This is a genomic window from Allobosea rubneri (assembly GCF_032464875.1).
GTDB classification, from domain to species: domain Bacteria; phylum Pseudomonadota; class Alphaproteobacteria; order Rhizobiales; family Beijerinckiaceae; genus Allobosea; species Allobosea rubneri.
Genome location: NZ_JAWDID010000043.1, coordinates 31,987 through 45,232, shown reverse-complemented (window position 1 = coordinate 45,232; position 13,246 = coordinate 31,987). Strand labels below are relative to the sequence as shown.

General features: G+C 65.7%; 12 protein-coding genes. 5 read left to right on the top strand and 7 right to left on the bottom strand.

Translation table 11 applies throughout. The features are described 5' to 3' along the window. Positions 1-214: 214 nt before the first annotated feature. The gene (locus RKE40_RS21995; RefSeq protein ID WP_316020345.1) at positions 215-3,325 is read right to left on the bottom strand and encodes an efflux RND transporter permease subunit; all 3,111 of its coding nucleotides are present in this window, start codon (positions 3,323-3,325) and stop codon (positions 215-217) included. After that, complete coding sequence (locus RKE40_RS21990) at positions 3,322-4,440, bottom strand: efflux RND transporter periplasmic adaptor subunit (protein ID WP_316020344.1); 1,119 nt, start codon at positions 4,438-4,440, stop codon at positions 3,322-3,324. Before RKE40_RS21990 ends, RKE40_RS21995 begins: the two co-directional genes overlap by 4 nt. 78 nt (positions 4,441-4,518) lie before the next feature. Between RKE40_RS21990 and RKE40_RS21985 the strand changes: the two genes are divergently transcribed. The 5 genes from RKE40_RS21985 to RKE40_RS21965 all read left to right on the top strand — a co-directional run bounded on the left by RKE40_RS21985 (position 4,519) and on the right by RKE40_RS21965 (position 8,861). Further along, entirely contained in the window at positions 4,519-5,124 is a 606-nt protein-coding gene (locus tag RKE40_RS21985) for a TetR/AcrR family transcriptional regulator (protein ID WP_316020343.1), read from the top strand. Beyond that, positions 5,121-6,422 (top strand): multidrug effflux MFS transporter, encoded by a 1,302-nt coding sequence (locus RKE40_RS21980; RefSeq protein WP_316020342.1) that lies wholly within the window; start codon positions 5,121-5,123, stop codon positions 6,420-6,422. Before RKE40_RS21985 ends, RKE40_RS21980 begins: the two co-directional genes overlap by 4 nt. A gap of 1 nt (position 6,423) precedes the next feature. Next, a complete protein-coding gene (gene fabF, locus RKE40_RS21975; RefSeq protein ID WP_316020341.1) occupies positions 6,424-7,713 on the top strand; it encodes a beta-ketoacyl-ACP synthase II in 1,290 nt (429 codons plus the stop codon). A gap of 37 nt (positions 7,714-7,750) precedes the next feature. Further along, positions 7,751-8,566, top strand: coding sequence for an oxidoreductase (locus tag RKE40_RS21970; RefSeq protein WP_316020340.1), 816 nt, complete (start codon positions 7,751-7,753; stop codon positions 8,564-8,566). Between the two features lie 61 nt (positions 8,567-8,627). Further along, positions 8,628-8,861: a hypothetical protein gene (locus RKE40_RS21965; RefSeq protein ID WP_316020339.1), complete on the top strand. Its 234-nt coding sequence runs from the start codon at positions 8,628-8,630 to the stop codon at positions 8,859-8,861. 280 nt (positions 8,862-9,141) lie between these two features. Here RKE40_RS21965 and RKE40_RS21960 read toward each other — a convergent pair whose 3' ends face one another. The 5 genes from RKE40_RS21960 to RKE40_RS21940 are packed head-to-tail and all read right to left on the bottom strand — an operon-like array spanning position 9,142 to position 13,242. After that, a complete protein-coding gene (locus RKE40_RS21960; RefSeq protein WP_316020338.1) occupies positions 9,142-9,690 on the bottom strand; it encodes a TIGR02444 family protein in 549 nt (182 codons plus the stop codon). A gap of 1 nt (position 9,691) precedes the next feature. After that, on the bottom strand, positions 9,692-11,107 hold the full coding sequence (locus tag RKE40_RS21955) for an FAD/NAD(P)-dependent oxidoreductase (RefSeq protein WP_316020337.1): 1,416 nt from the start codon (positions 11,105-11,107) through the stop codon (positions 9,692-9,694). Further along, positions 11,104-11,400: a (2Fe-2S)-binding protein gene (locus tag RKE40_RS21950; RefSeq protein ID WP_316020336.1), complete on the bottom strand. Its 297-nt coding sequence runs from the start codon at positions 11,398-11,400 to the stop codon at positions 11,104-11,106. The genes RKE40_RS21955 and RKE40_RS21950 overlap by 4 nt, the downstream gene beginning before the upstream one ends. Continuing rightward, positions 11,384-12,496 (bottom strand): NAD(P)/FAD-dependent oxidoreductase, encoded by a 1,113-nt coding sequence (locus RKE40_RS21945; protein ID WP_316020335.1) that lies wholly within the window; start codon positions 12,494-12,496, stop codon positions 11,384-11,386. The genes RKE40_RS21950 and RKE40_RS21945 overlap by 17 nt, the downstream gene beginning before the upstream one ends. After that, the gene (locus tag RKE40_RS21940) at positions 12,493-13,242 is read right to left on the bottom strand and encodes an aspartate/glutamate racemase family protein (protein WP_316020334.1); all 750 of its coding nucleotides are present in this window, start codon (positions 13,240-13,242) and stop codon (positions 12,493-12,495) included. The genes RKE40_RS21945 and RKE40_RS21940 overlap by 4 nt, the downstream gene beginning before the upstream one ends. Positions 13,243-13,246: the final 4 nt, after the last annotated feature.

Below are 13,246 nucleotides of genomic sequence, written 5' to 3'. Positions count from 1 at the left end.
CGAAATCCCCATAGCGCACGGCCCTGGGCCGCGGCTTCCTCCCCTGGAGGCTTTCGAACACCGGCCCTCAGCCCGGTCCGAACCCATGCGCATGGGCCGGCATCCGAAACCCTTCACAAAAGCGGACATTTAATGCCTTCCAGAAAGCGGACCCTGACGGCCGGGACACTGTGGCGGCTCAGAACCCTGAGCGATCTCTTTTCAAATTGGATTCTTAATGGGCAGTTACTGCTGGTCGCAGTGCTGGTTCCCCCGGCGAAACCTCATGTTTCGGATCCGCAGTCGGTTTGATCCGGAACCAGGCCACATACAGCGCAGGAAGAAACAGCAGGATCAGCACGGTGCCGACGGCCGTGCCGCCGATCAGGGTATATGCCATCGATCCCCAGAACACCGAATGGGTGAGGGGAATAAAGGCCAGGACCGCGGCAAGCGCGGTCAGGATGACCGGCCTCGTGCGCTGTACCGTGGCCTCGATCACGGCGGTATAATCGTCGAGGCCGGCCGCACGGTTCTCCTGGATCTGATCGGTCAGGATCAGCGTGTTGCGCATGAGGATGCCGGCCAGGCCGATAAGGCCGAGGATGGCGTTGAATCCGAACGGTTGATTGAAGAGCAGCAAGGTTGGCACGACGCCGATCACGCCGAGCGGCGCCGTCAGCAGAACCATCGCCATCATCGAGAACGATCGCACTTGAAGCATGATCACGATCAGTGTGGCGGCGATCATCACCGGGAAGACCTTGCCCAGGGCGATATTGGCCTTGGTCGCCTCCTCGATCGATCCCCCCATCTCGATGCGATAGCCCGCCGGCAGCGACGCGATCAGCGGCTGGAGAGCCGTCATGATCTGCTTGGAAACCTCCGGGGGCTGGGTGGCCTCGTTGATGTCGGCACGGATCGTGATGACGGGCGTCCGGTCCCGGCGTTTCAGGATGGGCTCTTCGAGCCGGATTTCCGAATTGCCGATCTGGTCGAGCGGGATCTGCCGGCCATCGCGGCTCATCAGCGAGAAGTCCGCAAGCCGTGCCGGGTCCAGCCGTTCGGTACCGGCGCTACGCGCCACCACCGGCACATTCCGGATATCCTCGCGGACCTGGGTTACGGGGACGCCGGTCAGCAGGAACTGAAGCTGCTGGCCTACCGCGGCCGGCGACAGCCCGATGAGGTTCAGACGGTCCTGATCCGGCACGAAGCGCAGCACGGGTGTACGGTTGCCCCAGTCCCGGTTGGCTTGCCGGACGTCGGCGACGCCCCGCATGATCTCCAGAGCCTTTCCTGAGATGGCGTACGACTCCGCCGGATCGGGCCCCATGACCCGGAATTCGACCGGGAACGGCGTATAGGGTCCGAAGACCAGCTGGGTCACGCGAACGAACGCTTCGGGCGCCAGGCCTTCTGCAATGGCGTCCCGCAGCCGATGCTTCAGAACTTCGCGCTTCTCGGCGTTGGGCGTCAGCACGACGATCTTGGCGAAGGCGGGATCCGGCAGTTCCGGCGCCATCGCGAAGAAGAAGCGCGGTGCACCCTGGCCGACATAGCTCGTGACGATGGTCGCCTCGGGCTGGCTACCGAGCCAGCTTTCAAGCTTTTGCACCGCGGTCGTGGTCGTCTCGATGCTGGTGCCTTCCGGCAGACGCACCTCCACCAGCACTTCGGGGCGGTCCGATGTCGGGAAGAACTGCTGTTTGACGCCGGCCATCCCGATGCCCGAAAGCACAAACGCGACGACGACGATGGCGCAGGTCATGAACTTGTAGCGCACGGCGGTGGTGATGAGCCGTCTCAGACGCCGATAATTGGACGTATCGTAGATCGCGTGCGTGCCGCCCGGGATTGGTTTGATGTCGGGCAGCATTTTGACGCCGAGATAGGGCGTGAACACCACCGCCACGATCCAGGAGACGATCAGGGCAAAGCCCACGACCCAGAAGATGTTGCCGGCATATTCGCCGGCGGTCGAGCGGGCGAATCCGACCGGCAGGAACCCGGCGATCGTCACCAGCGTGCCCGACAGCATCGGGGCCGCGGTATGGCTCCAGGCATAGGCAGCCGCCTTGATGCGGTCCATGCCCTCTTCCATTTTCACCACCATCACCTCGATGGCGATGATGGCGTCGTCGACCAGCAGGCCCAGCGCCAGGATCAGCGCGCCGAGCGTGATGCGGTCGAAGAAGCGGCCGGTTTCCAGCATGATCAGGAAGACGACGGCCAGGGTCAGCGGCACCGCAAGCGCGACGACGATGCCGACGCGCCAGCCCAGGGCGACCAGGCTCACGAACAGCACGACACCAAGCGCCATGGCGAACTTGAGCATGAATTCGCTTACCGCGGCTTCGATGTTGACGGCCTGATCACTGACCTTGTCGAGCGTCATGCCCAGCGGGAGTGTCCCTGCCATCTCCGTTGTCTTCTTTTCAAGCGCTTTGCCCAGCGCGAGGCCGTCCCAACCGGCCTGCATGACCGCCGCGACCAGGATCGTGGGCTCACCCTGCCGCCGGATCAGATAGGTCGGGGGATCCTGATAGCCGCGTCGGATTTCGGCGATATCGGAGAGCTTGAGGGTTCTGCCGGCGGCGGCGATCGGCGTGTCCGCGATCGTTTTCAGGCCTGCGTAGGCGCCATCGACCCGAATGAACATCTGCGGCCCGTTCGTGTCGATCGAACCTGCGGGCGTCACGGTGTTCTGCCGCTGCAGCGCCGTGATGATGTCCTGTGCCGACACGCCGAGCGTGGCGAGCTTTGCAAACGAAAACTCGACAAAGATCTGCTCTGGGCGTTCGCCGAGGATGTTGATCTTTTTGACCCCGGGGACGTGCAGGAGGTCCTGTCGGATCACTTCCGCCTGTCTTGCGAGTTCGCGCATCGGCATGCCCTTGGCTTTCAGGGCATACAGGGCAAAGCTCACATCCGAATATTCGTCATTGACGAAGGGGCCTAGAACGCCCGGCGGCAGGTTGCGGGCCTCATCTCCGAGCTTTTTGCGTGCCTGGTAGAACTCTTCCTCAACGGCCCCAGGCGGCGTGCTGTCCTTCAGCGTGACCGTCAGATAGGCGTAGCCTGGCCGGGTGGTTGTCTCGACGCGGTCGTACCAGGTCAGTTCCTGAATGCGTTTTTCCAGCGGTTCCGCGACCAAATCCTGCATTTCGCGCGCGGTCGCACCCGGCCACACGGTCGTGACGGTCAGCGTCTTGATGGTGAAGCTCGGGTCTTCCGCCCGGCCGAGCATGAAGAAGGCATAAATGCCGGCGGCGACCAGTAGGATGATCGAGAAAAGGGTAACCGCCCGTTCGCGAACGGCTATTGCCGAAAGGTTGAGGCTCATTTGCGGGCCTTGATCTGCGACGCTGTCCGGACGCGTGCGCCGTCCTGCAGCAGGTGAGCCCCCAGCGAAACAACCGGCTCGCCAGCGCCCAATCCTGAGATCACGGCTGTTTCGCTTGTGACCCGCATCAGCGTGACCGGTTGGAACTTCACGGTCGAGGTGGCGGCATCCAGCAACCAGACACCGGTCTTCTGCCCATCGTCCAGCACGGCACCGAGCGGCACTTCCATCTCGGGCTGGCTCGCTTGATTTACCAGCCTGATGGTCACGGTTGCGCCGAGCGGAGCTGTCGCGGCCTCTCCATCGAGCACATACCGCGCTTCATAGGTTCGGGTTTGTGGATCTGCCGAATCCGACAACTGCCGGAGGGTGGCGTCATAGCGTGCCTCCGCGCCGTAGAGGCTGGCCATCGCCGCCGAGCCAATCGCCGGCCGGATCGTCTCGGGGAGCGCGACGACCGCTTCGCGCGGGCCGGCCTGAGCCAGCCGAACGACGGTTTGTCCGGCGGTCACGACCTGGCCCGGCTCTCCGAGCGTTTCAACGACCGTTCCATCGGCGTCTGCGACCAAGACCGAGTAGCCCGAGCTGTTTTCGGCGACCTTCTCGTCGGCTTCGGCGGCGGCAAGCTGCGCCGCGGCGGTATCGAGGGCCGCTTTGGCTTGTTCATAGCGTTGAGGGCTCGCTGCGAACCCGTCCTTGACCAGAACGGCATAGCGCTTCTCGTCGGCCCGCGCCTGAACCAGGACAGCGCGAGCCGCTACGGTCGCATTGCGTTTGGCTGTGAGTGCGAGCCGCAGGTCGGTTTCATCGATCCGCATCAGCTTCTGACCGGCTGCTACGGAATGGCCCACATTCACGAACCGTTCGACGATCTTCCCGGGAACGCGGAAGCCCAGATTGCTCTGGACGCGGGCAGCGATCACACCCGTAAAGCGGCGTTCGGCATCGACGACAGGCGTCGGGTTCACCAGCCTGACGATCGGAGCATTCTGCCGGGGGTCGCCGACCGCTGACGCGCTCTGCGAACGCGCCGACAGGGTCACGAATGCCGCCCCGGCCGCCGCCGCCAGCACGGCGCCACTCACGACGATCATCGACTTCTTTTTCTTGCTCATCGATCTGAACCAATTAGATTGCATTCGACATCTATAAGCTGTATGGATTACGAACGCAATCTAATTTTGGAGGTCCCCATGCGTGTCACGCGGCAGCAGGCCGAGGAAAATCGGCAAACGGTCATCGACGTGGCCAGCCGCCTGTTCCGGGAGCACGGGTTCGACGGCATCGGGTTGAAGGACCTGATGGCCGGCGCAGGACTGACGCAGGGCGCCTTCTATAAGCAGTTCGAATCCAAGGACGATTTGGCGGCGCAGGCGTCCAGGCGCGCGCTTGAGAGCGCTTCGGGCCGGTGGTCGGCTGCTGCCCGGTCCAACCCTGACGCCCCGTTGGCGGCTGTGGTCGATTTCTATCTCAGCATGGGTCATTGCGCCGAGAAGACGGATGGTTGTCCGGTCGTCGCGTTGGGATCCGATGCGGCCCGGCAGGGTCCGGCCGTGAAGGCGGCGTTTGAGAACGGGATCGAAGAATATCTGCAGATGCTGGGTCCCTGGATCGGGACGGCCGACGGTGATGCGCCAGACAACAAAGCCATGGCCATTCTCTCGACGATGGTGGGAGCGGTGCTCCTGTCCCGCGCCGTCAATGATGAGCGGATGTCGGAGCGGTTCCTGGTAGCGGCCGCCGAAAGCGTGCTGGCGCAGTCGCCTGTGGGCGGTGCACCTCCGAGCCGGCGCCAATGACGATGTCGTCCGCCAAGGATCGCAGCACAAGTGCCCCGGATACCGGGCCCGTGCTGGATATCACAACCACCACGGGGCAGCTGCTAAACGGCGGGATCCTCTTCCTGCTTGCCGGACTGGCAGCGCTTGGTGCGCTCGCCACCAACATCATCCTGCCCGCTTTTCCGCAGATTGGCTCTGAGCTGGCGATTTCCTCGCCAGAACTCGGCCTCCTGCTCAGCAGCTTCTTCATCGCCTTCGCGATCGGGCAGTTGTTCGTGGGGCCGCTCGCGGACCGGTTTGGCCGCAAGCCCCTGGTGCTTGGCGGTCTGATCGTCTTCGCTGCGGGTAGTACCATCAGCGCCCTCGCAGGCGATCTGTCCATGCTGTTGCTGGGCCGGATCGTTCAGGCGCTCGGAGCCTGCGCGGCATCGGTCCTTGCGCGTGCCATAGCCCGTGACCTCTTCGATGGCGAAGCCTTGGGACGGGCTTTGGCACTGACCATGATCGCGGGAGCGGTGGCGCCGGGGTTCTCGCCGCTGCTCGGAGGCGTTCTATCCGGCGCCTTCGGCTGGCGGGTGTTGTTTGTCGTGGTTGCCGTCTTCGGTCTCGCGCTCGCCTGGCATTATGTCGTCAGCGTGGGCGAGACCCACGCTGGCGAGCGTCGGACGCCGCTGGCGTTTTCGTCGGTGGCATCGACTTACCGGGACCTCGCGGCCGATCAGCGGTTCCTGCTGCCCGCCCTGGCGGTGAGCTTCGTCATCGGCGGGTTGTACAGCTTCTTCGCGGCTGCGCCGGGCGTGCTGATGAGCACGCTGGGTCTGAGCGCCATCCAGCTCGGCCTGTCTTTCGCGGCGACGGTTTTAGTTGTGTTTGCCGCCGGCTTCCTGGCGCCGCGCCTGGCACGCCGTCACGGCGACCGCCGGGTCGGCCTGCTGGGCCTGGCCATCGCACTGGCTGGCGGGTTCGCCATGTTCGGGTTCGCCGCATGGCCGAGCTTCGCGACCTTCACGTTGGCCATTGTCCTCTATCTGTTCGGCATGGGGCTGATCAATCCGCTCGGCACGGCAATCGCGCTCCATCCCTTCGGTCGGCAGGCCGGCTCAGCGTCCTCGCTGCTCGGATTCCTGCAGATGAGCTGCGCCGCGATCGGCGCGTTCGTCGCCAGCTCGCTGGCGTTCTCACCGCCCGCATCGCTTGCCGTCGTCCTGACCATGGCGGCGCTTCTCGCGATCGCGGCCTTTTTCCCCGTTTTCCTGCGTCGGAGCCGGACGGTGCCCAGCGGGCTAGCCGGCGAGCCGGAACCTATTGGAGACTGAGATGCGACGGATTGTTGTCACAGGGCTGGGTGCGGTGACCCCACTGGCCGCCGGTGTCACGCCGAGCTGGGAGCGCCTGCTGGAGGGTCGGTCGGGCATCCGCAGGCTTTCCGACGAGATGGTAGGCGATCTCTCGGCCAAGGTTGGAGGCGTCGTGCCTTCCAGGCAGGAGGATCCCGAGGCGGGCTTCGATCCCGACGCCGTGCTGCCGCCGAAAGACCAGCGGAAGATCGACCGGTTCATCCTCTTTGCGATTGCCGCGGCAGACGAGGCGCTTGCGCAGGCCAACTGGAAGCCCGACGCCGAACCCGGGCGCTTGCGTACCGCCACGCTCATCGCGTCGGGCATCGGCGGGTTCCCGGCGATCACTGAAGCGGTGCGGACCGTCGATACGCGCGGCGTGCGCCGGATGTCGCCGTTCACGATCCCATCCTTCCTGGTGAACCTCGCGGCGGGGCACATCTCCATCCGCCACGAATTCAAGGGTCCTCTCGGTGCGCCCGTAACGGCTTGCGCGGCCGGGATCCAGGCGATCGGGGATGCGGCTCGTCTGATCCGCGCAGGAGAAGCCGACGTCGCCGTGTGCGGCGGCACGGAAGCCTGCATGAACATTGTCAGCCTCGGCGGCTTTGCCGCTGCACGCTCTTTGTCGACCGGCTTCAGCGACAGGCCTGCCGAGGCCTCGCGCCCGTTCGACACAGCCCGCGACGGCTTCGTCATGGGCGAGGGAGCCGGCATGCTGGTGATCGAGGAACTGGAACATGCTCTCGTGCGCGGCGCCACGCCGCTCGCTGAGCTCGTGGGCTACGGTACGACCTCTGACGCGCACCACATCACATCCGGTCCCGAGGACGGCAATGGGGCCCGCCGGGCCATGGAGATCGCGATCGCCCAGGCGGGGATTGCTCCGCGCGAGATCGGCCATCTCAACGCCCATGCCACCTCGACCCCCATCGGCGATCTCGGAGAGCTTGCCGCCATCAGGACGCTGTTCGGCTCGAATGGCGGGATCGCCGTCAGCGCGACGAAGTCGGCCACTGGCCACCTGCTCGGTGCCGCCGGCGGCCTCGGTGCCATCTTCGCCATATTGGCTCTGAACCATCAGAAGGCGCCGCCGACCCTCAATCTGGACACGCCCGATCCGGCCGGCGACGGGATCGATTTCGTCAGACACACGGCCCGGACGGTGGCGATGGACTACGCGATTGCCAACGGCTTCGGCTTCGGCGGCGTCAATGCCAGCGTGCTGTTCCGGCGCTGGGCGGGTCAGCCGGCCGAGCGCGTCGAATGACGCGTGCCAATCAACCAACTAGAAAGAGACAGTTCTCATGACGAACCACAATTTACCCGTGGCGCTCGTAACCGGTGCCTCCTCCGGCATCGGCCGCGTAACAGCCAAAGCGTTGCAGGGAGCAGGGTATCGCGTATTCGGGACGAGCCGCCGGGCGGCCTCGGAAGGTGTCGAGGGTGTTACCATGCTCGCCTGCGACGTAACCGACGATGAGTCGGTGGCAAAGCTGATCAACGAGGTGCTTCGTCAGGCCCGGCGGATCGACCTGCTGGTCAACAATGCCGGCACCGGGTTGCTCGGAGGTGCCGAGGAGTCATCGATCGAGCAGGCAAAAGCGCTATTCGACGTGAACGTCTTCGGCGTACTGCGCGTGACTAACGCAGTGCTACCGGTGATGCGCATTCAAAAGCAGGGGCGGATCATCAATCTCAGCTCGGTGCTGGGGCTGATCCCTGCGCCTTACTCCGCGCTCTATGCTGCCACCAAGCACGCCATAGAGGGCTATTCGGAATCGCTCGACCACGAGCTGCGCACCCTTGGCATCCGTGTCGTGCTCGTTGAGCCGGCCTACACCCGCACGTCATTCGAAGAGAACCAGGTCAGGGCGGACAGTCCGCTGGACATCTACGCCGCCGCGCGCGACGGCATGGCTACGATCATGCGGACGGCGATCGAAGCAGGGGATGTGCCAGAGGTGGTTGCTCGGACCATCCTCGAGGCCGCCACGGCCTCTGCACCAAAGCGACGTTACGCAGCGGGGAAGATGGCGCGGAAGGTGAGCTTGCTGCGCCGGTTCGTGCCCGCCTCCGCGTTCGACGCCAGCCTGCGAAAGCAGAACGGGTTGCCGGTCTGATGTGGACTCGACAATGCCCAATTCCAGCTCTCAGCCAATTTAGAACACGCCGAGGACTTACATGGCGCAAGGATTGTTAAAGCGCTTCGCCGCGAAAATCAGGTCGATGTTCACGAGCGCCGCCCGCAATCTCGTGTTTCTTGAGGGCGACACCGGGGACATCATCGAAGCCCGACTGCAGGAGGTCGAGCGCGAGATCGTCGCGCTCAATGGGCAAACCAACACGCAACCAATGGAGAATCCGGGCTGTGAGACCGGTCGAATACATCTGTCAGCGGGTGGCAGCGGCGCCTAAAAGCAGTGAGTTCAGCAACGGGCCGAACTTGGCCATCCCTCGTCCAGGCAAAATGCGCCATCTGCGGACATTGGGCCACTGCCCAGAAGCGGACTCTTCGGGAGTGTGCTCTCGCAGCTCTCCTGGCTTAGTGAAGGCATCACCGCTGTTTCGATCACGCTAGCGCGCTTCTGCTGGAGCTTTCACCCAGAGGCAACCCAGTGAACCAATTGCACGACGTCTCTATTCTCAAAAGCGCTCCGGAATCGCCGCGAAAGAGACCGATGTGATCTCCAGTTATTCACTGGTCGCCGAACTTCTTGGAATTTCCGCAGTTTCGAATGACGTGTTCCATAGCGGTTTCAAGGGCTGAGAGCGCGATGCCGATCGCTCGCTCGTTTCTCGGCTGTCCAGCGGCATCATCCTTCGGGATTAGTGCGAATACCTCCCGTATCGACAGTCCGGATTTCGCCGCGCGCTGGCCCAGCCATTGTTCTGTGATGGCGAGCTGAATCTGCTCGGCGAGCAGCTCAGCGGCCTTGACCTTCTCCCGCAGCAGATGCCGCTCTTCGGGAAAGCCGTCCCGCGGTGGCTTGAGGACCCGGCGGATCTCGCGCAGCGGCAGGACCGTGGCCCCCCGCCATTCCGCGGTCTGCCGGTGGAGATCCGCGACATCCTCCGACGACAGCGGCTGTAGCAGGACGCGCTCGGCATAGATCGCGGCCAGCAGCTCGATCACATCGACGTCGGCTTGGTCCTGCAAGGTCAGGCAGGCTTCGGCGACCCCCGGCAGCGCGTAGAATTCCAGCGCGAAGCGCCAGAGCTGGCCGTCGAGGTCGAGCTTGCTCATGTCAGCCTCCATGCCGCGCAGCATTTGGCAGCGAGGCCCTTGCCAGTTCGCCAACGGTGACCGGCTTGATCGGGTCGCGGACGCGATAATAGCCTGTCTCGGCCTCGCTCCGGTCCGTCTCCCGCGCGATCAGCCCGGTCACGCTCGGCCCGCAGAGCCGTCCCTGGCACGGGCCCATGCCGACACGCAGGAAGGCTTTCGCCTGGCTGGGGCCGAGAACCCCGCGCTCCACCGCCTGCCGCAGCGAGCCGGCGCAAACCGCTTCGCACCGGCAGATCGTGACCGGGTCCGGCGGTGCGACGAGGTCCGGGCTCGGCCGGTACAGGCGGTCGAGGAACGGCCGGGCCGTAAGATGGGCGTCGTGCGCTCTTCGGACGCTGTGCAGGCGGGCGTCGCGTTCGGCTGGGGTGATCCGGCGGAGTTCCGACAGGATGGCGAGGGCGGCGGCATCACCTTCATGGCGACTGGCCTCTGCCCCGACGATGCCGCCGGCATCGCCTGCGATGAAGATGCCGGGCAGCGTGCTGGCGCCCCATGCATCGCGGCGCGGCTGGAAGCAGGACTGGGCGTCGTTCCAATCGAAGCTGCAGCCGAGCGAGCGCGGAAGCTGCTGCTGCGGGATCACGCCCTCATGCAAGCCGATCAGATCGCAAGCGAGCCGGTGCGGCGTTCTCCCGATGCGGAAGCGGATAGCGGTGGCGCGCTCCTCGCCCTCGATCGCGATCTCGCTGACACCACGGAAGAGCTGTGTCCGCCCGATCGTCAGTGCCGCAAGCAGGCCGGCGCCTTTGGCGAGATAACGCCAACCCTGGCCAGTGAAAGCGCGCGGCAGATGCGGCAGTGCGGCGGGAATGTTCCGGGATTGAGCGGTATCGAGCACGGTCAGGTGCTCGACGCCAGCATCGTGGCATTGCCGCGCGAAGAGGTAGAAGAGCGGGCCGGTGCCAGCGAGGACGAGCTTCCCGTTCGGCACGAGACCGCCGGTCTTCAGCAGGATCTGCAGGGCGCCGACCGTCATCACGCCGGGCAAGGTCCAGCCCGCCAGCGGGACGGGACGCTCCATCGCGCCAGTCGCGATCACCAGCGCCTTCGTTCGGTCGAGCGCGACCGTATCGTTCGTGCGCGACCAGACCGCGGCGCCCGGCTCGACTCGCCAGACCGTGCTGGAGAAGCGTAACTGGGCGCCGGAGGCGCGCAGGCGTTGAGCGAGCGCCGCGCCGCGCAAATAATCGGCTCCGAGGATCGCGGAGAGCCGGGCGTTGCTCCGGTTACGCTCAATGGCACGGTAGATTTGGCCGCCGGGCTCGGCCTGCTCGTCGAGCAGCAGGGTGCGCGCGCCGCCTTCGGCTAGGGTCGCGGCTGCCGCCATGCCGGCAGGGCCCGCCCCGATCACGACGGCATCCCAGTCCGGCGTCATCGCAACTGCCTCGCGCCGATCTGGCGGCGCACCACCATGCCGTCCTCAGCCGGCGTCAGGCAGGCCTGCTGGTTCTGGCGGCCGTCGATCTCGACGAGGCATTCAAAGCAGACGCCCATCATGCAATAGGGCGCGCGCGGCGAGTCATCGACCGGGCTCTGGCGCAGCGCGCCGATGCCGGCGGCGAGCAGCGCCGCGGCGAGGCTGTCGCCCGGATGAAAGGTGATCTGCCGCCCCTCGAAGCTCAGCTTGGGACTGTGCTCGGGTGTACCCGACTCAAGTCGCCTGAACATCGAACCGTCCGCTTCCGAAACTGGCGACCGCCGCGGGGAGGGCGCCAGCCGCGATGGCCGGGCCGATGTCGAAGGCATGCACGCTGGCAAGCGTCACGCCGCTATGGCAGGTCGCGGCGAAGGCGCCGGGATAGCGGCTGGATTCCTCATAGATCGGCAGGCCGTCCGGCGTCATGACCCGCAGCGAGCCCCAGATGCGGACCACCCCGGCCGCCTGCAGGCCGGGCAGGACGCGCAGCGCCGTGGCGCATAGATCGGCGGCGGTCGCAACTTGCGTACCCTCGTCGAAGCCGGCCTCCTCATGGCTGCTGCCAAACAGGAAGGAGCCCTCGGCGGTCTGGCGTAGGCAGTTGGCGGCGTAAGGAAAGCAGGGGCGCACGCGCTCCGTCACGACGATCTGGCCGCGCTCGGGCTCGACCGGCATCGACAGACCGAGCTGCGGGGCGAGCCGGGCGGAGCCGAGCCCGGCGGCGAGGACGATGCGACGGCCATGGACCGACCCGGTTGGGGTCGCGACGGCAAAGCCGCCGACCTCGGGCCGGATCTCGTTGACGGCGATGCCCGGTCGGTAGCTGCCGCCGCCATCCTGCAGGGCCTGCTGCAAGGCGCGTAGCAGATAGAGCGGGCTGACATGGGAATCCTCCGGCGAGAAGGAGGCGCCCACGACCTCGGGACCGATCTCCGGCACGAGGTCGCGCAGCGCCGTGCGGTCAAGGAACTGCATGGTGATCTCGCCGCCATCGGCCTGGCTGCGGGCGAGGACGTCGCGGCGCTTGTCGAGCTCGGCTTCCGAAAAGCAGAAATGCAGGCCGCCGGTCTGGCGCCAGCCGGTATCGAGGCCGGTGGCGGCATGGAGTTCCTCGGCGAGGTCTTTCCACAGGCGGCCGGCCCGCAACGACCAGTGCATATAGGCCGGCTTGCCGACGCCTTTGCCCTGCAGCCAGATCAGGCCGAAATTGCCGCGCGAGGCCCGGTACGCGACGTCGCCCTCGTCGAGCAGCGCGACGCTCGCACCTGTCCGGCTCGCGCCCCAGGCGATCGCGGCGCCGATCAGCCCGCCGCCGACCACGACGAGGTCGTAACCGCTGCCGGTCATCTGTGGAGTCTCGGGCCGTCGCCGTAAGCCCGCGGCCGGATCGCTGAATGGAGCCAGTCTACCAAAGTGACGATATCGAAGACCGGCAGACTGAATGCGCGCTGGATCGCCGCCGAATGCGGCGGCAGGTTGGCGCATTCGCTGACGATGGCGCCGATCGCGGGAGTCGCCGCGAGCATGCGTTGGACGACCGCAAGCACCTCGTGCTCCTGGGCGGCATGATCGGCGAGCGGCCGGTTGTCGCGCATATGCGAGCGGATGACGCCGTCCTCCGGCAATTCGCCGAGCGGCAGGCCGGTGGGGGCGCCGACATTGCGGAAATGCCGGTCCTGCAGCGCCTTGCGGTCCGAGACGATCACCCCGACGGTCCGGTCCTCGGGCAGCAGGCTGAGCGCGAGGGGAATCTGCATCAGGCTGGAGGTCGCGATCGGAACCGGGGAATAGCGGCGCAGCTCCGGGTGGACCGCCGCGAGGAAGCCGCAACTCGTGGTGATGCCGGCGGCGCCGATCCCGACGAGATCGTCGATCGCCTCGCGGAACGGCCCGAGCGCCTGCTCTGGATCGCCCTCGATCACGTCCTTCGGCCTGACGCCGCGCACGACGCGGAACTGCACCGGGAAATCCCAGGTCTCGGCGTTGGCGACGTCGCCGGGCAAACGGTCGAAGCCGGTGTCGAGCACGATGACGCCGATCATCGCGCCGTGCACCGGGCGGCGTCTGGGTTGGCTATGCGGTGACGGCATCATGATC

Coding starts and splice junctions, on each gene's coding strand:
- RKE40_RS21995 (WP_316020345.1), bottom strand. CDS start 3,325: ATGAGCCTCAACCTTTCGGCAATAGCCGTTCGCGAACGGGCGGTTACC.
- RKE40_RS21990 (WP_316020344.1), bottom strand. CDS start 4,440: ATGAGCAAGAAAAAGAAGTCGATGATCGTCGTGAGTGGCGCCGTGCTG.
- RKE40_RS21985 (WP_316020343.1), top strand. CDS start 4,519: ATGCGTGTCACGCGGCAGCAGGCCGAGGAAAATCGGCAAACGGTCATC.
- RKE40_RS21980 (WP_316020342.1), top strand. CDS start 5,121: ATGACGATGTCGTCCGCCAAGGATCGCAGCACAAGTGCCCCGGATACC.
- fabF (WP_316020341.1), top strand. CDS start 6,424: ATGCGACGGATTGTTGTCACAGGGCTGGGTGCGGTGACCCCACTGGCC.
- RKE40_RS21970 (WP_316020340.1), top strand. CDS start 7,751: ATGACGAACCACAATTTACCCGTGGCGCTCGTAACCGGTGCCTCCTCC.
- RKE40_RS21965 (WP_316020339.1), top strand. CDS start 8,628: ATGGCGCAAGGATTGTTAAAGCGCTTCGCCGCGAAAATCAGGTCGATG.
- RKE40_RS21960 (WP_316020338.1), bottom strand. CDS start 9,690: ATGAGCAAGCTCGACCTCGACGGCCAGCTCTGGCGCTTCGCGCTGGAA.
- RKE40_RS21955 (WP_316020337.1), bottom strand. CDS start 11,107: ATGACGCCGGACTGGGATGCCGTCGTGATCGGGGCGGGCCCTGCCGGC.
- RKE40_RS21950 (WP_316020336.1), bottom strand. CDS start 11,400: ATGTTCAGGCGACTTGAGTCGGGTACACCCGAGCACAGTCCCAAGCTG.
- RKE40_RS21945 (WP_316020335.1), bottom strand. CDS start 12,496: ATGACCGGCAGCGGTTACGACCTCGTCGTGGTCGGCGGCGGGCTGATC.
- RKE40_RS21940 (WP_316020334.1), bottom strand. CDS start 13,242: ATGATGCCGTCACCGCATAGCCAACCCAGACGCCGCCCGGTGCACGGC.